Annotated in this window: 22 protein-coding genes; 15 read left to right on the top strand and 7 right to left on the bottom strand. The window is 49.8% G+C overall.

From position 1 onward, the window contains the following. From IKQ95_04475 to IKQ95_04445, 7 genes are all read left to right on the top strand, one after another. Positions 1–963, top strand: coding sequence for an RnfABCDGE type electron transport complex subunit D (locus IKQ95_04475; GenBank protein ID MBR4195948.1), 963 nt, complete (start codon positions 1–3; stop codon positions 961–963). Continuing rightward, the gene (locus IKQ95_04470; protein MBR4195947.1) at positions 963–1,577 is read left to right on the top strand and encodes an RnfABCDGE type electron transport complex subunit G; all 615 of its coding nucleotides are present in this window, start codon (positions 963–965) and stop codon (positions 1,575–1,577) included. The genes IKQ95_04475 and IKQ95_04470 overlap by 1 nt, the downstream gene beginning before the upstream one ends. A gap of 2 nt (positions 1,578–1,579) precedes the next feature. Next, positions 1,580–2,362, top strand: a complete 783-nt coding sequence (locus IKQ95_04465) for an electron transport complex subunit E (protein MBR4195946.1) — start codon at positions 1,580–1,582, stop codon at positions 2,360–2,362. Between the two features lie 17 nt (positions 2,363–2,379). Further along, a complete protein-coding gene (locus IKQ95_04460) occupies positions 2,380–2,967 on the top strand; it encodes an RnfABCDGE type electron transport complex subunit A (GenBank protein ID MBR4195945.1) in 588 nt (195 codons plus the stop codon). A gap of 15 nt (positions 2,968–2,982) precedes the next feature. Continuing rightward, entirely contained in the window at positions 2,983–3,816 is an 834-nt protein-coding gene (locus tag IKQ95_04455; GenBank protein MBR4195944.1) for an RnfABCDGE type electron transport complex subunit B, read from the top strand. A 114-nt stretch (positions 3,817–3,930) separates the two neighbouring features. Then, the gene (locus IKQ95_04450; protein ID MBR4195943.1) at positions 3,931–4,245 is read left to right on the top strand and encodes a hypothetical protein; all 315 of its coding nucleotides are present in this window, start codon (positions 3,931–3,933) and stop codon (positions 4,243–4,245) included. A gap of 108 nt (positions 4,246–4,353) precedes the next feature. Continuing rightward, complete coding sequence (locus tag IKQ95_04445) at positions 4,354–5,460, top strand: metallophosphoesterase (protein MBR4195942.1); 1,107 nt, start codon at positions 4,354–4,356, stop codon at positions 5,458–5,460. A 45-nt stretch (positions 5,461–5,505) separates the two neighbouring features. On the opposite strand, the gene IKQ95_04440 is transcribed toward IKQ95_04445, so the two are convergent. Both IKQ95_04440 and IKQ95_04435 read right to left on the bottom strand, forming a co-directional pair. Continuing rightward, on the bottom strand, positions 5,506–6,642 hold the full coding sequence (locus tag IKQ95_04440) for a DegT/DnrJ/EryC1/StrS family aminotransferase (GenBank protein ID MBR4195941.1): 1,137 nt from the start codon (positions 6,640–6,642) through the stop codon (positions 5,506–5,508). 40 nt (positions 6,643–6,682) lie between these two features. Beyond that, entirely contained in the window at positions 6,683–7,210 is a 528-nt protein-coding gene (locus IKQ95_04435; GenBank protein ID MBR4195940.1) for a hypothetical protein, read from the bottom strand. Between the two features lie 133 nt (positions 7,211–7,343). On the opposite strand from IKQ95_04435, the gene miaA reads away from it, so the two are divergent. From miaA to IKQ95_04420, 3 genes are all read left to right on the top strand, one after another. Then, a complete protein-coding gene (miaA, locus tag IKQ95_04430; protein ID MBR4195939.1) occupies positions 7,344–8,288 on the top strand; it encodes a tRNA (adenosine(37)-N6)-dimethylallyltransferase MiaA in 945 nt (314 codons plus the stop codon). After that, positions 8,288–9,154 carry a 4-hydroxy-3-methylbut-2-enyl diphosphate reductase gene (gene ispH / locus IKQ95_04425; GenBank protein MBR4195938.1) on the top strand — a complete coding sequence of 289 codons (867 nt, stop codon included), beginning with the start codon at positions 8,288–8,290 and terminating at the stop codon, positions 9,152–9,154. Before miaA ends, ispH begins: the two co-directional genes overlap by 1 nt. Before the next feature lie 151 nt (positions 9,155–9,305). Further along, entirely contained in the window at positions 9,306–10,826 is a 1,521-nt protein-coding gene (locus IKQ95_04420) for a S1 RNA-binding domain-containing protein (protein ID MBR4195937.1), read from the top strand. Between the two features lie 66 nt (positions 10,827–10,892). On the opposite strand, the gene IKQ95_04415 is transcribed toward IKQ95_04420, so the two are convergent. From IKQ95_04415 to IKQ95_04405, 3 genes are read right to left on the bottom strand one after another with little or no spacing between them, the layout of a single operon-like run. Then, on the bottom strand, positions 10,893–12,203 hold the full coding sequence (locus IKQ95_04415) for a PAS domain S-box protein (GenBank protein MBR4195936.1): 1,311 nt from the start codon (positions 12,201–12,203) through the stop codon (positions 10,893–10,895). Beyond that, the gene (locus IKQ95_04410) at positions 12,188–12,967 is read right to left on the bottom strand and encodes a TIM barrel protein (GenBank protein MBR4195935.1); all 780 of its coding nucleotides are present in this window, start codon (positions 12,965–12,967) and stop codon (positions 12,188–12,190) included. Before IKQ95_04410 ends, IKQ95_04415 begins: the two co-directional genes overlap by 16 nt. Then, the gene (locus tag IKQ95_04405) at positions 12,951–14,756 is read right to left on the bottom strand and encodes an ATP-binding protein (protein MBR4195934.1); all 1,806 of its coding nucleotides are present in this window, start codon (positions 14,754–14,756) and stop codon (positions 12,951–12,953) included. Before IKQ95_04405 ends, IKQ95_04410 begins: the two co-directional genes overlap by 17 nt. Positions 14,757–14,831: 75 nt before the next feature. Here IKQ95_04405 and IKQ95_04400 point away from each other — a divergent pair, with 75 nt between their 5' ends. The 5 genes from IKQ95_04400 to IKQ95_04380 are packed head-to-tail and all read left to right on the top strand — an operon-like array spanning position 14,832 to position 18,066. Further along, positions 14,832–15,350 (top strand): nitroreductase family protein, encoded by a 519-nt coding sequence (locus IKQ95_04400; GenBank protein ID MBR4195933.1) that lies wholly within the window; start codon positions 14,832–14,834, stop codon positions 15,348–15,350. 2 nt (positions 15,351–15,352) lie between these two features. Next, entirely contained in the window at positions 15,353–15,895 is a 543-nt protein-coding gene (thpR, locus tag IKQ95_04395; GenBank protein ID MBR4195932.1) for an RNA 2',3'-cyclic phosphodiesterase, read from the top strand. Beyond that, the gene (locus tag IKQ95_04390; GenBank protein ID MBR4195931.1) at positions 15,895–16,218 is read left to right on the top strand and encodes a hypothetical protein; all 324 of its coding nucleotides are present in this window, start codon (positions 15,895–15,897) and stop codon (positions 16,216–16,218) included. The genes thpR and IKQ95_04390 overlap by 1 nt, the downstream gene beginning before the upstream one ends. A gap of 3 nt (positions 16,219–16,221) precedes the next feature. After that, positions 16,222–17,193 carry a pyridoxal phosphate-dependent class II aminotransferase gene (locus IKQ95_04385; protein MBR4195930.1) on the top strand — a complete coding sequence of 324 codons (972 nt, stop codon included), beginning with the start codon at positions 16,222–16,224 and terminating at the stop codon, positions 17,191–17,193. 3 nt (positions 17,194–17,196) lie between these two features. Beyond that, the gene (locus IKQ95_04380) at positions 17,197–18,066 is read left to right on the top strand and encodes a cobyric acid synthase (protein ID MBR4195929.1); all 870 of its coding nucleotides are present in this window, start codon (positions 17,197–17,199) and stop codon (positions 18,064–18,066) included. Here the strand turns inward: IKQ95_04380 and miaB are convergent. Together miaB and IKQ95_04370 are read right to left on the bottom strand one after the other, a co-directional pair. After that, entirely contained in the window at positions 18,023–19,354 is a 1,332-nt protein-coding gene (gene miaB, locus IKQ95_04375) for a tRNA (N6-isopentenyl adenosine(37)-C2)-methylthiotransferase MiaB (protein ID MBR4195928.1), read from the bottom strand. The two genes, IKQ95_04380 and miaB, sit on opposite strands and share 44 nt — an antisense overlap. Then, the gene (locus tag IKQ95_04370; GenBank protein MBR4195927.1) at positions 19,351–20,508 is read right to left on the bottom strand and encodes a glycosyltransferase; all 1,158 of its coding nucleotides are present in this window, start codon (positions 20,506–20,508) and stop codon (positions 19,351–19,353) included. The genes miaB and IKQ95_04370 overlap by 4 nt, the downstream gene beginning before the upstream one ends. Positions 20,509–20,511 lie beyond the last annotated feature (3 nt).

Genomic DNA, 20,511 nt, shown 5'->3' with positions numbered 1-20,511 from the left:
ATGTCAACAAAACTCACAGTATCATCATCACCGCATGTTCACTCCGATTTCAGCACACAGAAAATTATGGGCATGGTCATATATTCGCTCGTGCCCGCCGGGATTATGGGAGTGTACCTTCTTGGCTTCCGTTCGCTTCTCGTGATTATCGCGTGTATTGCGGCGTGCGTCCTTTGCGAATGGTGCTGGCAGAAATTTATCATGCACAGGAAGGACACTACCGGGGATCTTTCAGCAGTTGTTACGGGATTATTGTTAGCGTATAACCTTCCCCCTACGATTCCAATTTGGATGGCGGTTTGCGGCTCAGTGTTCGCGATAATTATCGTGAAACAGTTTTACGGCGGAATAGGCTGCAACATCGTCAACCCTGCGTTAGCCGCGCGTGCAATGATGCTAATCTCATGGCCAACAGCTATGACTACATGGACAGTGCAGGGAATCTCAGGGGCGACTCCTCTTGCGGCAATGAAGGCCGGAACAATGCCCGCTAATCTCTCATGGTGGAGCCTAATTTCCGGCGACATGGGCGGCTGTATCGGCGAGACTAGCGCAATACTTCTCATACTCGGCGGGGCTTATCTCGTCTGGGAGGGCGTAATCTCTGCGCGTATCCCCCTGACCTACATACTGACTACAGCTATATTGTCGGCACTCTTCAATCACGGCGGGGGAATGTTCCCCGTTCACGAAATTCTGACGGGCGGACTCCTTCTCGGTGCTATCTTCATGGCAACTGACTACACTACATCACCGATGACGGAGAAAGGGCAGTACATTTACGCGTTCGGCTGCGGGCTTCTTACAGCGTTAATCAGGACATGGGGCGGCTACCCTGAAGGCGTATCGTTCTCGATTCTCATCATGAACATTGCAGTACCGTTAATCGACAAGTATACAGAGCCTCGGACACTGGGCGCGCCGAAAAGTAATTTCTTCAAGAGGATGGGGGGCAAATCATAATGTCAGAAGCAGTAAAAGAAGCGGCAAATGATTCCGTATCGTTTCATGACGCATTAAGGAAAGCCCTTCACTTAGGGGGGACTCTTTTCGCGGTAACAGCAGTAACAGGAATAATACTCGGACTTGTCGAGAACGTTACCAGCAAGGCAATACTTCAGGCCGAAATAGCCGCGAGGAATGAAGCCTACAAAATAATAATGCCCGCCGGAAAAACTTTCGAGGACTCAGAAGTCAAGCCGGACGATTTTGTTACAGGAGTCGTTAAGGCAAGCGATGAGTCAGGCGTTGTAGGCTGGTGCGTCTCGGTAAGCTCAAAGGGTTACGGAGGGCAGATCGGATTCGTTGTCGGAATCACGAAAGACGGAACTGTGAAGGCCATCAACATTTTGAATCACTCTGAGACTCCCGGACTCGGCGCAAAGTCAACAGAGCCGGAATTTTACGGGCAGTTTGCGGAAAAATCATCGTTCCCGCTCAAAGTCGTTAAGGGCGGAGCGTCAAATCCTGACGAAATATCAGCAATATCAGGAGCGACAATAACATCAAACGCGGTAATCAGCGGCGTGAATGGTGCTGTCGATTACTGGAGCAAGAATCTGAAGGGGGCTGAATAGAGTTGAGCCAGGGAAAATTCAGAATCATCACAAACGGAATACTGTCGGAAAATCCCACGTTCGTGCAGTGCATTGGGCTTTGTCCGACTCTCGCGGTAACAACAAGCGTCGCCAACGGTCTCGGAATGGGAATCGCCGCTACATTCGTTCTTGTTGCGTCAAATATAGTCATCTCACTTCTGCGGAAGATAGTCCCGGATGAGGTCAGGATACCGATATTTATTGTCGTCATTGCGGGGTTTGTTACGGTGATTGAGTTCATGATGAAGGGATTTGCGCCGGAGCTGAATAAATCGCTGGGCATATTCATTCCGCTGATTGTCGTCAACTGTATCATTCTCGCACGCGCTGAGGCTTTCGCGTCAAAAAACGGAGTCTTTGCTTCTGCGCTTGACGGAATCGGAATGGGACTCGGCTTCACGATCGCGCTAATGTTTCTCGGTGCAATCCGTGAAGTTTTCGGAGCCGGGACTCTGCTCGGAAATCCTGTAGTGAGCTTTGAGCCTGCGTTACTGATTGTGCTTGCGCCGGGGGGATTTATCGTTCTTGGCTGCTGCATGGGTGCGTTCAGGGCGATTCAGGCAAGAGCCGCGAAAATAAGGGGACTCGGTGCGACTCCTGCTGAGGCTAGGCCGATGGGCTGCGGGGCTTGCGTGATGGCGAAATTCTGCAACAAGGAAAACCCTCTGTCTGATGGTCAGACATCTCCCCTTTGCAGGAGAGAGGAAATGCCGTCCCTGTCAAGGGAAGGTGGCTCGCTTGAGCCGGAAGGGTTAAAGGGCTAAGGGAGGCGAAACAGTAAATGACACTCACAGAATTATTCCTGCTCTTTGTCAGCTCGATATTTGTGCATAATATTTTGCTGTCGCGATTCTTGGGCTGCTGTCCGTTCATGGGAGTAAGCTCAAAGCTCAAAACCGCTCAGGGAATGGGCGCGGCTGTCGTATTCGTCATAATGCTTGCGTCCCTCATGACGTGGATAACGTACAACTATTTATTAGTGCCGTTACATCTTGAGTACCTCTACACGCTGTCATTCATTCTCGTAATTGCGGCGTTAGTTCAGTTCGTGGAGCTTGCATTGAAGAAGCTGAATCCCGCGCTGTATAAGTCGCTGGGAATCTTCCTGCCGTTAATCACAACAAACTGCGCTGTTCTCGGCGTGGCAGTCCTGAATATGAATGAGGGCTACGGACTGGCGGCGGCTCTCGTTAATGCGCTCGGTTCGTCATTGGGCTTCCTGCTGGCAATTTCTCTCATGGCCGGAATACGTGAAAGGATTGAAGACAATGACGGAATCCCGGACAGCTTGCAGGGACTTCCGATGGCGTTAATCACAGCGGGGTTAATGTCGATTGCCTTCATGGGCTTCACGGGAATAATAAAGTAAGGAGGAGGGGTAAATATGGACATAATGCACACAATGATAACTCCCCTTGCTTTGATGGGGATAATGGGCGGTATTTTCGGCGTACTGCTGGCGATTGCGTCAATAGTATTCCGCGTACATCAGGACGAAAGAATCGGCCTCATCCGTGCGGCTCTTCCGGGTGCTAACTGCGGTGGCTGCGGCTATCCCGGGTGCGACGGCTACGCGGCGGGAGTCGTGAATGACGGCGCGCCTGTCAACAAATGCAGCGTAGGAGGCTCAAAGGTTGCTGAGATTATCGCGCAGGTTATGGGAGTCGAGGCGGGAGCATCGGTGCCTATGCGGGCATTCGTCAAGTGCAAGGGAACGTGTGAGGCTTCACCGCGTCAATTAATTTATGAGGGAATAAAGGACTGCAAGAGCGCGGCTGTAATTCCGGGCGGGTCTCCGAATGCGTGTCCGTTCGGGTGCATTGGGCTGGGAACGTGCGTTAGCGTGTGCCAGTTCGGTGCGCTGTCGATGGGGGCTGACGGTCTGCCGAAAGTTGACGTGTCGAAATGTGTCGGGTGCGGTGCGTGTGTTGAGCATTGCCCGAAAGGAGTCATTACGCTTGTTCCTGCGACTGCTGATGTGATTGTGGCGTGTAATTCACACTGGAAAGGCCCGGCGGTGAAGAGCGTCTGCAGTGCTGGGTGTATCGGCTGTACGTTATGCGCTAAGAAATGCCCGAAGGAAGCTATCGACATCGTGAATGATTTGGCGGTCATCAATCAGGACAAGTGCGTGAAGTGTGGACTCTGCGCGAAAGTCTGCCCGGCAAAATGTATCAATGTCGGCGAAAAAGTTACAGTGATGGAGAAATCAGCGTAACAAAGTCAGCGTAAGACAAAGCAAAAGTACCCTAATGTGTCGTTCTGTCTGTGTAATATTCCGGGCAGAACGATATTTTTTTGGCCGTCAGAAGCCATAAAGGGGGAAAAATATATGAAGCGCGGATTATTTTTCAGGCTCGTAACTGTATTTATTCTTGCTGTAAGTGTGGCAATGACTCCAATTGCTGACCTTCTCCATTTTTCTGAACCTTCCTTTGCCGCCGCCGGAAAGAAAGCGAAAAGAAAGGCACGGAAGAAGTCATCCTCAAAGAAGAGAAAAGCGGGAAGCGGGAAGAATGTCATAGTTTACAGGTGCGCGAGGTGCGGGGAATTCTGGTTCAAGGGCGCGGATCCGAGACTTGATTTTGTGTACTCGTTCTCACAGTGCAGGTACGGCGGTATGCACTCATGGAGAAAAATGAAATAGGAAGCTGTGTTTTCCCTGCCTGTGAAAAAAACTCCGGGCGGGGATTTCTTTGCTTGAAGCCGGATTTACCCTGTATAATTCCCGCAAAAATTACAGGAGCAAAAATTTATGTTCAGTCCATTTATGTTAGTCCCCTGCCTGATATGCCTTTATGACATCCTCAGCATGATATTCCCCCTGCGCTTTTCGTGGCTCGTGAAAATATTTCTCATACTGCTTATACTTTCCGGCCCTGCTAAAATGCTCATCATGAGAATGACTCCTTCAGGCTTCACGATTCCCGAACTCACTAGAAATATCGCCCTCCTCCTTTCGGCCATGTTCAGCTTCATGATTACGGCGGCGATAATGCTTATCGTGAAAGACATAGCCCAAGTACTTTGGCGGGTGTTCCTTCACGCTAAATTCCCAGCGCATTATGCCTCACTGACAGTATTAATCCTCGCGGCAGTGTCTACAGTTTACGGCGTGTATCAGGGAACGAGAGTCCCGGACGTGATTCGCCATGATGTGAAAATTCCCGGCCTCGCGAAAAGTTTTGACGGACTCAGAGTCGCAATGATCGTTGATATTCATGCAGGGTCAGTAAACAGACGGCCATTTGTTGAAAGCGTTGTTGACCGCGTAAACGCCCTAAGCCCGGACGTTATATTGATTCCGGGAGATTTTGTTGACGGCCATGTGAAAGACCGAAAATATGACCTCGAACCGCTCGCCAATCTCCGCGCAAAATTCGGAGTGTACGCCGTTACGGGCAATCACGAATATTATTATGACCTGCGGGGATGGCTTGAGACTCTCACGGGATTCGGCATAAAGTTTCTCGACAATGAACACGTAACAATCACTTCCGGGGACTCTCAGCTCGTCATAGCCGGAGTCAATGACCCTACGAGCGGAAATCACGACACACCCCGCGCTCTGAAAGACTCCCCCGCGAATGTCCCGGTGATATTGATGGATCATCAGCCCAGATTCGCACACGACAACGCAAAATTAGGAGTCTCGCTTCAGGTCTCAGGACACACACACGGCGGGCAAATTCCCGTAGTCTTTCAGCTAGTGCGGAGGGTAAACGGCGGATTTGTCCGGGGATGGTACGACATTGACGGCATGAAGTTATACGTCAGCTCGGGTACATCACAGTGGGACGGCTTCCCGATGAGATTATTTGACCCGTCAGAAATTTCACTCTTCACACTTCACGCAGAATAACGCGCAAAAAAATCCTCCCCCGGAATTTCTGAGGGAGGACTCGTTTTACTTCCTGAAAAATTTTCTCATGGCCGCGACTAATGACTCTTGTTCGTCCGCCTTCAGTCCCGGAAAAATCGGCAAGGCTAGAACCTCACGCGACAATTGCTCGCTCACAGGGAAATCCCCGGCCTTGTAGCCCAAGTACGAGAAGCACGGCTGAAGGTGCAGCGGTAAAGGATAATACACCCTCACGGCGAATCCCTCAGCGTTAAGATACTGCATAAGCTCATCGCGCTTTTCACTCACACGCACAACATACTGATGATAGATGTGATAATTCCCGTCAAGCTCGGCGGGGGCTGTGATAAATTCGTTCAGGTCGTTGGACTTGAACAGAAGCCGATAATAGTCAGCGGCCTTCCTGCGCTCCTCGTTCCACGCCTCAAGATGTTTCAGCTTTACGTCGAGGATAGCCGCCTGTATCGCGTCAAGCCGGGAATTTATGCCGATTTCGTCATGATAGTACGTTGCCCCGGAGCCGTGAACACGAAGCCGCCTGAGACGCTCTGCCCTATCCTTGTCGCGTGTTACAACCATTCCGCCGTCGCCGCACCCGCCGAGATTCTTTGTCGGGAAGAACGAGAAGCACCCGACATCACCGACAGTCCCCGCCCGCAGAATTTTCCCGTCAGCAGAACGAGTCGCCCCGAATGCCTGCGCGGTGTCCTCTACCGTGAGTATATTGCGTTCGTGAAGATCCGAGATTACGCCCTCAATCGGTGCCATCTGCCCGAAAAGGTGAACGGGGAGAAATATTTTCGTCCGCTCCGTGATTTTCGTCATGGCCTGCTCGATATTGATATTGTAGGTCTGCGGGTCAACGTCAGCGAAAACGGGAACAGCTCCGAGCCTGGCAACCGTCCCGGAAGTCGCAAAGAACGTGAAAGGAGTCGTGATTACCTCGTCCCCCGGCTTAATGTCGCACGACATCAGCGCAAGCAAAAGAGCGTCAGTCCCGGAGGCACACCCTACGCAGGAATTTTCCGGGACATCAAGATATGAGTCGCAGTGAGACTCAAACGTTTTCACTTCCTGCCCAAGTATGAAGCTCTGAGCGTCAAATATTCTTTCCATCGCCGCGAATACATCAGGCTTTATTTCACCGAATGACCGCGACAAGTCTAATATTGGTACTGTCAATTATTTCATCTCCTGCAATTATTATCACACCTGAAGGCAATTATTTTCCCCTGAACGCCTCAGAGTCCACATCATTAAGAAATCCCGTCTCATGATCTTCAGGCAGTAATATATTGTCCGGGTCTTTCACCCATTCGACCGTGCTGCCCCTGTAGTTTTTGACTCTTGCTGACGAAAAATTGAACCGCGTTACCAGCTGATCCGCCATTCTCCCGGACAATACGCCCGTGTTGCAGTAAAGTATCACCGTCTTGTCCTTAGTGATTCCTTCTTTGGCCAACAACGCCGCGACAATCTGAGTCCTTCCGCTTAGGTGTTCTATCGGGAAATTGATGGCTCCGGGAATGTGGCCTCCGGGGACTCCGGGGCGGGGCGACTTTCCCATGTATGACTCTTCAGGGCGTGCGTCAACGAGAATATAGCCGGGCTTCCCGGAAAACTCCTTCACGTATTCCGCGTCAACATCATCAACATGAGGCTCAAAGCGCGAATATATCAGCGTAACAACAAACACAAGCGCAAACATCACAGGCGCGACGACTTCAAGCGGGGGATATTTTCTCTTCATGTCAATATAACCTTCCTGAATTTTTTTCGGGATGAATTTTGATTATTATACCCTTGCAATTTTTCATATTGTGTTATAATTCACTTCACTTTGTTTTTCATCACGTTTCATTAAATGAGGTCTTGCGATTTTCATGAACAGGCAGCCCGCGGTTGCTTTTATCGGAGCTACAGCCGTAGGAAAAACGGCACTTAGCTTATCCGCCGCAGAGAAATTAAACGCTGAAATAATTTCTGTAGATTCACGCCAAGTGTATCGCTATATGGACGCGGGTACGGATAAAGTATCAGCCTCGTTGCGCCGTGAAATTCCTCATCACATGATCGACATCGCAGACCCGGACGAAAAATTTACCGTCTCAGATTTCGCAGACAAAGCATCACAGGCCGCCCGGAGAATATTATCCCGCAATAGAATCCCGCTTTTTGTCGGAGGGACTCCGTTCTACTACAACGCGCTTTTTCACGCCTCACTGAATACTGACCTGCCGTCTGATTCTGACGTTCGCGGAAAGTATGAGGCCCTCGCAAACTCGCAGGGGGCGGAATTACTGCACATGAGGCTTGCTGAAGTTGACCCCGACACGGCACAGCGTCTCCACAAGAACGACATTCAGAGGGTTACGCGGGCACTTGAGATTTTCGAGCTTACCGGGAAGGCTCCATCACAGATTTACAGCGGAGGGGAAAAACGCGATTACGGATTCGATATTCTGTACATAGGGCTGTCGCGTCCTAGGGAGGAATTATTCAGGCGGATTGAGATTCGTTTGGAGCAGGAATACTCATCAGATTTTCCGGCGGAAGTCGAATGGCTCATGAAGCACGGATTTGATGACAGATACAACCCGCTGAAGGGACTCGGCTACAAGGAGCTAATAGACTATCACAGGGGAAAAATCACGCTCGATAACGCCCTAGAAATATCAATATCACGGACAAAAGCATTCTGCCGCCGCCAGCAGACATGGTTCAAAAAATTTTCGCCGGCTGTGTGGTTCGACATGTCCGAATCTAATCACGAGGAAGAAATCATAGACACGATAAACAGACACATACACAAAGAGGCATCATCATAATGATAATCAAGGCCGAACATGCCGGATTCTGTTTCGGCGTGAAAAGGGCGGTTGACGCTATTTCGGAAGCCCTCAGACATGAGCCGGAAGTATGGACGATAGGACTCCCGATACATAACCCGCAGGAAGTCTCAAGACTCGAATCGCTCGGACTCAGAGTCGCGGACAATGACTCGCAGATTCCTGACGGCGCAAAGGTCTTAATCCGCGCTCACGGTGAGCCGCTTGAAGTTACAGAGAGGCTTAAAGCAAGGGGCGTTAATGTCGAGGATATGACTTGCCCATTTGTCAGAAAAGCCCAGGAGAAAGCAGCACAGTTATCACGCGAAGGGTATCATGTTGTCTTATTGGGCGACAGAAATCACCCCGAAATACGCGGCATAATCGGCCATGTAGCAGACAACAAAACTGCGGAAGTTGTAGCAAATGAGGACGAAGCATCGCGGATTCAGTTTCACGCAAAAACAGCACTCATTTCACAGACAACACAGCGCGAGGAAAGACTCGAACGTGTCGCCGGGATTCTTGTCGGGAAATCGTCAGAGCTTAGAGTCTGCAACACTATCTGCAAGGCTACGGCACAGCGTCAGGAGGCCGCCCGGAATCTTGTGCGGAATAACAATCTTGACGGCGTTGTGCTTATTGGCGGAAAATCTAGCGCGAACACAGGAAAGTTGCGCGACATACTCGAATCCGAGGGCGTTAATGTCCTGTGGGCTGAGGATGAGAACGACATAGAAGCAAATTCGGAATGGTTCAACGGCAAAAATATGGTTGGTATTGCTGCGGGTGCAAGCACACCCGAATGGCTTATCGATAAAATCACAAAAATTATTGCGGCAAAGCAGGATTTACAGGGGGATTGATTCACTTATGGAGAATCAGCAGGAAGTTATGCAGGAAGCAACAACAGAAGCAACAGAAGCACCCGTAACAGAAACACCGTCAGCAGAAGCGGCACAGACAGCACCGGAAACAGTCCCGGCAACAGAAGCGCAGTCCCACGAGCCTGAAACAATGCAGGAAGCGTTAGACCAGTACGGCGACAATGTTCACCTCCGCAAGGGCGAAATCCGTAAAGGCACCGTCATAAACAGGAACGATGCCGGATTCCTCGTTGATGTCGGATTCAAGTGCGAGGGGTTATTGCCCATGAGGGAATACACTAACCACGCACTAATCGAGGAGGAAGGCTCAGAGCCTAAGCCCGGCGATGTCATTGAGGTTGAAGTTGTCAGTGTCCGGGACGGGGATGACGCGCAGTTACTGCTTTCACGCTGGCGGCACGAGTTCGACAGGAGATGGGAAGCACTTGACGCGGCATTGAGGGCGAATCCCGTTATTGATGTGAAGGGAGTCAGCCGTGTGAAAGGCGGCCTCATGGTGAATGCTATGGGTCTTGAGGGATTCATACCTGTATCACAGCTCACATTAGCCGGAAGGGGCGCGAACCCGCAGAATTTTGTCGGGCAGACTCTTACGGTGAAAGTTCTTGACCACGACAAGAGAAAGCACAGGCTTGTGTTCTCGCGCAGGGTACTTCTTGAGGAAGCCGAGAATGAGCGCAAAGCAAAATTCTACGAGAGAGTCCACGAGGGCGACACGCTAGAGGGTGAAGTCTCAAGCCTGACAGATTTCGGCGTTTTCGTGAATCTCGGCGAGATGGACGGCCTTGTTCACCTCACGGAAATCACGTGGAAGCGTTCGTTCAAGCTCAAAGAGATGTTCAAGAAGGGCGACAAAGTTACGGTGAAGGTTATCGGGATTGACCGCGCCACAGACAGAATTTCACTGAGCATAAAGCAGGTAGCCGGCGATCCTTGGGACACAGTAGACCAGAGAGTCCACAAGGGCGACGTGATGAAGGGGACTGTAACGAACCTGACAGATTTCGGCGCGTTCGTTGAGATTGAGCCGGGCATTGAGGGACTCGTTCACGTGGGCGATATTTCATGGGCAAGAATCAAGAAGCCCCGCGATGTTCTCAAACGGGGGCAGGAGCTTGAAGTTCTCGTGCTTGATGTCGACATGGAGAAAAAGCGCATCAGCCTCGGCTGCAAACAGCTCAATGACCCGTGGAACGAGATCGACAAGAAATATCTTCCCGGGCAGGACATCACGGTCAAAGTTGTGCGCCTTGCTGATTTCGGCGCGTTCGTTGAGGTTGAAGAGGGAGTCGAGGCACTCATTCACATTTCGCAGTTAAGCCGGAAGAGAGTCGAGAAGCCCGCGGACGTTCTGCAGGAAGGGCAAGAGGTTACAGCGCGTGTGCTTGAGGTCAGCCCCGAACAGCGGAGAATGAGACTCTCACTCAGCGCACTTGAGCCAGTCCCCGAACCCGAACCCGAACCCGTACGTGAGGAGCGCGAACCCGGAAAGCCTGAGGCCAAAGGAGAACGCCCCGACCGCAGGGAGCGCAGGAAGGGAGGACGCTCACGCGGCTTCAAGGAGTCCAGCGGCTACGAGGATGACGGAGAAGCGTTAGAGTACAACCCATTCGCGGAAGCCTTCAAGGGATCCGAATGGGCGAAAGAATAGCGGCGTAACACGGAAAAATTTTCGGCGGTCTCTCTCTTCAGGGGGAGGCCGTTTTTTTGCTGTCATTCACAGGGATTTTACCCATTCACCGAAACAGTCAGGCTTTGACGTGAAGCAAACTGTAACCTGTTCGCCGTCTTTGCTGAGAATTTTTGCGTAAAGACTCCCGCCGATATCAATCAGCAAATTCTGCATGGCCTCAATTTTTGCGTCAGTCTCAATCACTGCGTAGCGTTCATCATCTGAAATTTTCACGACATGGCCGGAATATTTTTCCCCGTCAACAATTTTTCCCGCAATCACTGAGAATTTTACTTCACACTTGCGCGCAACATCTTTCATCACATAATCCCTGTGTAAAATGTGAATGTCCCCGATCCCGTCAACCGCAAAAATTTTCATGGGACTCGCTGCTCCTTTAGGCATGAAACTTTGTTCGTCTGACGTGAAAAGATTCTCCGTGATTTTTTCCTTTGTACGCTCCGAGATGTATATCTGTCCTCCGACCGTGAAAGTCTCAACCCTTCCCGCAAGATTCACTGTCTCACCTATGCAGCCGTACTTCATTTTCTGGGCTGAACCTATATTCCCGACAACAGCAGGCCCGGAATTAATCCCGATTCCCATCTCAAGCAGGGGATAATTATTTTCCGCGTTCCATTCGTTTACGGACTTCATAGCGTCCTGCATTTCGACAGCACAAGATACAGCGTGATCCGCGTGATTCTCGTCATCATTGGGCGCGCCGAACACAACAAATATTCCATCGCCGAGAAACTCAATCATAGTTCCTTTCCAGCGTTCAATCACCGCAATCATTTTCTCAAAATAGTGATTGAGTATCGTTATCAGGGTATCGGCTGAAAGTTTTGTGCTTAATGCCGTGAAGCCCCGCAAGTCGCTCATGAGAATAGTAACGTCCTTCAATTTTCCGCCCTGCTTCTCGCCTTCAGGTGTGCGGAGTACGTATTTTGCTATTTCCGGTGATGTGTAACGCTCAAACGCCGAATTTATCCGCAAAAACTCGGTCAAATCCGTCGCGATAATAACGAATATTCCGCCCTCGCCTTTCATGTATGACATGCTGATGTGAAGCCTGAAAATTTTCCCGGCGTTGTTCTCGTAGTCAGCAAAAGAATGTATATCCCTCTGCATTTTCACAGCGTCAATGAAAAGCTGTATCAGTTTGTCGTTCCTCTCGGTGAAGGGGATAACTTCCCAGATTTTGCAGCCTGCTGAAGATTCGCCGAACCCGAAAAGTTTTTCCGCGCTCTTGCTGGTGTAATGTATTTCTCCGTTCTTGGCGGTTATGCACATGGCATCGGCCATGTTCGAGAAAATATACGCCAGGAGTTTTTCCGTCATATCGTACGGCATAATGTCTCTATGTCTTCCGTCAGCGGCTGACCGTGATATTCCGGCCTTATGTACTCGATTATGAGTCTCGCGTCAGGAGTCTCGCTGCGGATATAAGGCATAAGCTCCGCAAAGTTTATCGTTCCGTCATTGAGCCGGTTGTGAAGATCGTGAACTCCGTCATTGTTGTGGAGATGGTACGCGCGAATCTGAGTCCGCAAATCGTGAATGAGCCTGCGAATGTCCCATGAATTTGCGTTTGCGTGTCCGACATCTATTAACACGTCAAAATTTTTCTCCCTGCACAAAGCTGTAAATTCTTCCTGATCTAACAGCCTGTCGCCCTTTACTTCAGTTCCGACATTTTCGATGACAATCTGAACGCCGGAAAATATTTCGCGTATCTCCTCTAAATTTTCGAGGGAAGTTTTCAGCATTGAGCCTTTTGTTTCGGGGGTAACTTTGCAGTTATTAAGGTGATAGACAATGTGGACGGGGTGAAGTATGTCGGCAAATTTTTTCGTCAGCATAATGTGCCGCATTGTCTCTTCATATTTGGGGCTTCCTTTGGGTGCTGAATGCTCAACGCAGAACACAGGCTCATGAAAACTCACAGACCCTTCACGCAGGAAATCAATATTTGCCTCAAGATTTGACTCGAAATTCGGCAGGTCAAACATCGGCAGAATTTCAAAGCAGACTTTATCCCCGAATGCCTCGCGGTAAATTTTCGCCGTCTCCAATCTACAACGCGGCAATACGCATGTGTTAATGTAAATTTTCACAATTAAATCCTCCTTTAGACGTATCAATATATATCATTATGTTATTGCTGCTGAAAGCATTGAAGTATCTTACATCATCAGCGAGTCCCATCACAATTTTTATTCCTGATATTTTTCCGGCTGACTCGTCTTTGTGCGCCTCGTAGAATGCTGAAGGGTCAAAATGTCTGCAGCAGTCGCGCAATGTCATGCAGATTTTCCCATCGCTGTATGAGAGCCGGTAATCTGCCCTGAGTCTGTGAAAGCGTTTCGGTTTCCCGTGAGCAATAATATTCCCGGCTGTCTCTTCAACGAACAGCGCCATCAATTTTGCGTCCTTCGCGCTGACTCCGTGAGCCTGGCAAAATATTTCAGCCCTCTTGCATTCTCTCATGACATCGCACTGTGAAGTTATCGAAGAGTAAATGTTATCCGCGTTTGTTCCGCCGAAATTTTTAGGAAGGAACATGAAATTTCTGAGTGAGCCTGTACGCACTAAAATTGTAACCGCAATAAAAATGATGAGAATAATTTTTCCGGCAGCAATTGAAGCCATTATGCCTTTTGAGCCGAAATAAATTCCCATAACGTAAGCAGCTGCCACAGGGATAAAAAATCTGTCAGCAAAACTCAGGAAATTTACAAGCCCGCGCTCATTGATTCCCTGCAGGTAACGCTGATACACAACCGACAAGGTATCAGGCACAAGCCCCAATGCCATGCACTTTATGCTGAATGCCGCAAAATTTATGACTTCAGGATCAGACGTGAAACACTCAGCAATCCATTCAGCAAAGAAATACGAAATCACACCTGCAGTACCGGCAATGATGACAGACATTTTCACAGTGCATGAGAAAAGGCGGTTCATTCCCCGGCGGTCATTGGCTCCGAAAAACATTCCTGCCATTATGATAACGGCATTCCCGATTCCGATTCCTATGCAGAAAAGCACGGTGTTCAAATCGTTCTGTATACCCCTCGCCGCAATCGCCGCCGCTGAAAGTGCAACGCTGAGATTGATTCTGTTGACGGCCAAATCCCTTAACGCCGTAGCAAGTTTAAGCACTAACATAGGTGAAGCGGCCTTCATCATTTCCGTGAGCTGTGAAGACTCGAAGCCTTTCAGCGAAATCCTGAAGTAAGAGGTGTTCTTCATGAAGTGAGTCATAAGCATCAAGAACTGAAGAAAGTATGAAGCTGACGTAGCGAGTCCCATTCCGAAAGTGCCGCCGTGAAAGACATACGCATTCAGCAAATCCCCGGCAATATCCGCGCCCGCAAAAAAGAATGACGACGATGTGAATAACGCCTTGCCGCTGTCAATAACTATTACAGGGCCGAGAATCTGTATCATCATATGGAAAAGTATTCCGGGCATGTAGCCTTTAAGGTAACCGGCCATGTGCGAATAGATTTCGGGGTGTGAAGTTTCTGTTATTCCGCAGATTCTGAAAAGCTCAGACGGCCATAACACGCACGCAATGACAAGAAGCAGCGCAGAAACAATCACCGCAATAACACCGACAGTGAAAGCGGAATGAGCTTTGTCCTTTTCGCCGCGCCCTACAGCCTGAGAGCATACGACATTTACGCCCGCTGAAATTCCCATGCTTACGAGGAGTATTACGCCGTTGAAGGGAACGAGAAGAGATATTGCCGAGTATGCCAGATACCCTAAAGCCCTGCTTGTGATTATTCCGTCAATAAGAACTGCAACATACCCGGCAAGCTGTGTGAAGATCATAGCTACAGCCGTTGAAACAAACATTGAGGGTATTAAGTCGGATTGTGAATCACTTTTCAGCATGTGTAAATTTTCCCTCTGATATAAATTAACTGTGTGATAGACTTGCATTATATCATCAAAGGAGAACGAAAAATTATGACGTATTCAGAGTTAGTGAAGGCGCGTTATTCATGCCGCAAATTTTCCGACAAGCCCGTTGAAGAAGAAAAGCTCCGCGCGATTCTTGACGCTGGGATCTCTGCACCTACCGCCAAAAACGCACAGCCCGTGAAAATCTGGGTCATAAAAAGCGAGTCAGCACTCGAAAAAATAAAGTCCTGCGCTCCGTTCGTGTGGATGAAAAATGCTCCCGTTGTCATCGCTGTTGGAGGCACGGAAGAAGGCGCGTTCGTCAGGCCATCAGACAATCGCAACTTTGAGGACGTTGACGCGGTAATAGTTGCGACTCATATCATGCTCGCGATTCACAATGAGGGACTCGGCTCAACGTGGGTAGGATATTTTGACGCTCCGAAAGTCAAGGAGTTATTCCCCGAAATGAAAGCGTATGACCTTGTTGCGCTGTTCCCTGTGGGTTACCCGGCTGATGACGCGATGCCCGCTGACCGTCATTATGTCCGCAAGAATTTTGACGACATCGTGAGCGTGTTATAGGAATGCCGGAGCTTATACGCTCGTTCGTGGCGGTGAAACTTCCGGGGAATGCCGCTGACGTTCTCGAAAATTTCCTGTCCGAGATTCGCCCGCTGGCTAAAATCCGATGGGTTCGCCGCTCACAGTTTCACATTACGCTGAAATTCTTGGGTGAAAATTCACGCGCCGTTACGGAGGATGTTATTGACGCATTGAGTCCGCTGAAACATTTTGAGCCTTTCACGGTCGAATTGTCGTACATAGGAGCGTTCCCGAACCTGAGCGCGCCCCGTGTGCTGTGGCTCTCAGGGGACAAAGGAGCGCGGGAACTCGGCACTCTGTCGAAAAAGGTCAATGATACGTTATACGACATGGCCGGGATTGAACGTGAGCCGAAAAAGTTTCAGGCACATCTGACGCTGGCAAGGCTGAAGGACTCATATCTCCCTGAAAATTTGCTGAGAAAACTCGGTGAAGTCCCGAAAATTTCGTGGGTCTGTGATGAATTGTTCCTCATGAAAAGCGACCTCAAGCCCTCCGGCCCGGTCTACTCGCAGTTAATGTGATGGAATACTGCAAGGCCGAAATATTTATCCCGGAGTCGCACTTGGGACTCTTGCAGGAAACTTTGCGGGAATGCGGAGCGGGTCATATCGGGAATTATGACTCGTGCATGTCGTATTCTCGCGTGAAAGCTACGTGGCGGCCTCTTGCTGGGACTCACCCCTACAGCGGGACTCAGGGCGAAATCAGCACAGAGGACGAAATCAAAGCGGAAGTAACATGCCGTGTTGCTGACATTGACCGCATAATCATGGCCGTGAAAGCTATTCACCCGTATGAAGAGCCTGTGATTAACGTCATTCCGCTGATACGCACGGGGCTGTGATACATGGATATTTTGCACGGAGCTAACCCCGAAAATCTGTACAGAGCCTTCAATATTCCCATTCCCGCAAAAATTCTCGACTTCAGCACTAATACTAACATTATTGCATGGCCGGAAATGAGTCTTGAGGCTGAGTCCCTCGCGTCAAATTACCCTGACCCCGAATGCGTAAAGCTCCGGGAAATCATTTCAGAGCGCGAAAATATTTCCCCGTCAAGAATACTATTCACGAACGGAATCAATCAGGCAATATTTCTCCTGTCAGAATTATTCCCGGACAGCACCGCGATATTACAGCCGTGTTACACCGAATACAGGCGGGCATTCAGGAAGGCGGGCGACATTTTCACGCTTGACGACGCGGGGAATTTCGGCCATGTCATTATCACTAATCCCAATAACCCGACGGGAAAATTTATCCCTGACCTTTCGCGCATAATCATGAAATATCCTGATACCCTGTTCATTATTGACGAGGCATATATAGATTTCCTGATGACGGGAAAACCTGAGAGGCTCATAGATTTTCCGAACGTGATAATACTGCGGTCGCTCACGAAAATATTTCACCTTTCGGGGGCGCGGATAGGATATGTTATCGCTGACGGGGATATTATTTCGGCCATGAAAGAGCGTCTTCCCTCGTGGAGCGTCAATGCATTCGCGCAGGAGTTAGCGGTGAGATTTCTTGCTGACGGGGAATTTTTGCGGCGAACGAGAGAATTTTACCGGGTCAATACTCCGCTGTTTGCTGACGGACTCAGGGACGCGGGATTTTCCGTGATGGACTCGGACGTACATTATTTCCTCGTGAAAGTGAATGATGATATTGAGATGATACGGCGTTTGCTGACGAGGGGAATAGCAGTGAGGCACACGCGGAATTTTGCGGGGCTTGACGGGAAATATATACGAGTCGCCACAAGACACCCGGAGGAGAATAATATTCTTGTCTCGGCCATGAAGGGAGAATAGACTATGAACGGAATAATGATACAGGGAACATCAAGCGGGGCGGGAAAAACTTTCATTGTAACGGGGCTATGCCGCCTCCTGTCGGACAAAGGGCTTCACGTCTGCCCGTTCAAGTCGCAGAACATGAGCAACAATTCCGCGCTCACTCATGACGGACTCGAAATAGCCGCCGCGCAATACATTCAGGCAAAAGCCGCACGGCTTACCCCGGAAGCGTTCATGAATCCCATTCTCCTCAAGCCGCAGAATGACCGCTCATCACAAATCATCCTCAACGGGAAAATTTACGCCGACTCCAATCCTGATTACCGCAAATTCACGCAGACCGCCGGAATCATGGCCGTGCGTCAGGCTCTCGCGCATATCGCCGGAAATTTCGAGGCCGTAATCATCGAGGGTGCCGGGAGTCCCGCAGAAGTCAACCTGAATCACTCCGAGATCGTCAACATGAGAATAGCCCGTGAAGCAAATGTGCCTGTGATTCTTGTGGCTGATGTTGACCGGGGCGGAGCTTTGGCGGCTGTGGCGGGGACTCTCGCGTTATTGGGTGATGACCGTGAGCGCGTGAAGGGGATAATCTTCAACATGTTCCGGGGGGATATTTCTTTGTTTGCTGACGCTGTGAGATGGACGGAGAATTATACGGGCGTTAGGGTGCTGGGAGTTGTCCCGTTCGTGAAGGGCGTTAATCTTCCTGAAGAGGACAGCCTCATACGCAGAGGGGCGGAAAATCAAAGCGGGCATGAAGCCATCACACCCGCAGGACTTGATTCAGCCTTTGACGAAATAGCCCGCGTTCTGTCGGACTCTCTCGATGTCGGTTACATTCTCAGGCTAATTCACCGTGAAGGCACCACGCCTCAGCAGATGTAATTCTCACTTTGACGAACTGGCCGAGAATTGACTCGTCTCCCTCAAAGATTACTACCTTGTCTGAAGGTGTCCGCCCCTGCAAGAGTCCTTCACCTTTCGGCGCAAAGTCATCCGCTAAAATCTCAAACGTCTGTCCCGTCAATGCCTCGTTAATCTCAAGCGTTATTGCGTCCTGAAGGGCGTTGAGTCGGTTAAGCCTCTCTAATCTCACGTCAACAGGCAAAGCACCTTCCATTTTCGCCGCCGGAGTGCCGTCTCTTTCCGAATATGCCGCGCTGTGTACAAGGTCAAATCTTATCTCACTAAGCAGGCTCATAGACTCGTCAAAATCTTCTTCAGTCTCACCGGGAAATCCCACAATCAAATCTGTTGTCAGACCGAGACCGGGAATTTTCTCCCGTATCATTCTCACTTTCTCTATGTATTCCTCGCGGGTATATTTCCTATTCATGAGGCGCAAAATTTTCGTGCTTCCCGACTGAACCGGAAGATTCAGAGACGGGCATACGGTCTCATTTCCGGCCATGACCGACACAATATCAGGCGTGAAATCCTGCGGCAATGACGTTACGAAACGGACGCGCCGAATCCCGTCAAGTTTTGCGACAGTCTCAAGAAGCCCCGCGAAAGTGAGTCCGATGTCCTTACCGTAGCTGTTGACGTTCTGCCCTAAAAGCGTTATTTCCTTCACACCGTCAGCAATTAACATCCGGCACTCGTCAATGACATCATCAGGATTTCGCGACACAAAACGCCCCCGCACATACGGCACAATGCAGTACGTGCAGAAATTATCACAGCCGTGTGCGATTGTTACGTAGGCTTTGTGCTTGTTCCCGCGCTTGATGGTGATATTGCCCGGGTCGAAATTGAGGCCGTAAAATTCCCGCGGGTCATCATCAAGAAGGTTAATGCGTGATTTCGGGTGCGTGAAAATCTGCTCGATTGCGTCAGGAAGGAAGCCGATATGACGAGGCCCGGCAACGAGTCTCACATAGGAAAATCGGTTAAGGGCATTGAGGCCGATTCTCTGCGCTATGCACCCGGTGAGGGCGACAAGGGGACGCTGAGTCTTTTTCCACTGGGAGTCATAGAGTCCCAGCTCGCTCCAAACTTTTTGTTCGGCCTTTGCGCGGACACTGCACCCCGTAATCATAATCACGTCCGCTTCCGACTCGCTGACTTCCTCCCAGCCCCGCGAACATAGCACCGTTCGAACCCTGTCAGCGTCATAAACATTCATCTGACAGCCGTAGACTTTGACGCAGAATTTTCCGGCTTTTATCATATTCCTTTTTCCCTGAGATATTCGCGCAGTATATTTTCCATTGCGGGAAGCGAATATTTTTCCTCGTATATTTTCCTCATGGCCGGATTGTATCTCTGTGAGCCTGTTTCTATCATGCTATTAATCCTCGCTATGAAATCCTCCGCCGTGTCGCACCTGCATTTTTCGAGGCCGTCATAGCCGTTAAGCGCGTGGCCTGTGGCAAGTATATTTTTGCCGTACATTAACGCTTCGGCTACTTTCGTCATCATTCCCGCCCCTGAGAAAATCGGAACGATAACAACATCCGCTGAATTATAATACGGGTCAAGACTTTCCACTCTTCCTTTGACGGTAATTCTCGGATTGTCTTTGATTTCCGGCGCGTCTTTGAGATTTTTGTCCATATTTGTGCCGACTACTGAAAGTTTTGCTTCCGGCCTGATAGCGGGCATGACTTCCCTAGCAAACCATCTTATACCCTCAATGTTAGGGTCGTGTCCGCCGAGTCCTACAAAAAACATGTTGAACTCCCCAGATATTTTCTCAGCCGGCTCAATATTTGCCGTGTCTGCAAAACATGCCGGAAACATAAGCTGATTTCTCTGTCCGTAAATTTTGGTGAAAGTCGCGCTGTCTCTCTCATTCAGAAGGACATTCACATCGGCATGGAGTGCTGAAAGTTTCTGCTGCCTGATAAAGTTTGCATACTTCAGAAGACCCAGCACACCGCGGATTTTTCGCCTATTCTGCCGCAAAACCTCACGCAGGCTGCCTGGCATGACAATATGATAGAACACGAAAACGGGAATTTCCGGGCGAAACTGCTTTATCTTTCGGATCGTTGAGCCGTATATACAGTCGTCAAACCAGATGAAATCATATGAGCCTTCACGGACAATCCTCAGAATGTCATTCTCAGCCTCCGCGCAGTAATGAGCCATATAGGTTCTTTTTCCCGTTACAGCACCTACCGCGGAGCTTAGGCGAGATCTCCATGCCCGTACTGATATTTTTCCCGGCTCCGGTCTCTCCTCCTTATCTTTTCCGAGCAGTGATATTACTGTTCCTTCAGCGGCAATACTACACAAGATTTTATAGTGCGAGCGGGCAATCTGAGTCCCTCCGGCAGGATGGGCATCATAACGGTTGGCAATATACAGAAAGTTTTTCACGGC

The organism is Synergistaceae bacterium (assembly GCA_017540085.1).
Taxonomy (GTDB): domain Bacteria; phylum Synergistota; class Synergistia; order Synergistales; family Aminobacteriaceae; genus JAFUXM01.
The sequence above is the reverse complement of the archived record's forward strand: the minus strand, read 5'-3'. Positions and strand labels throughout refer to the sequence as shown.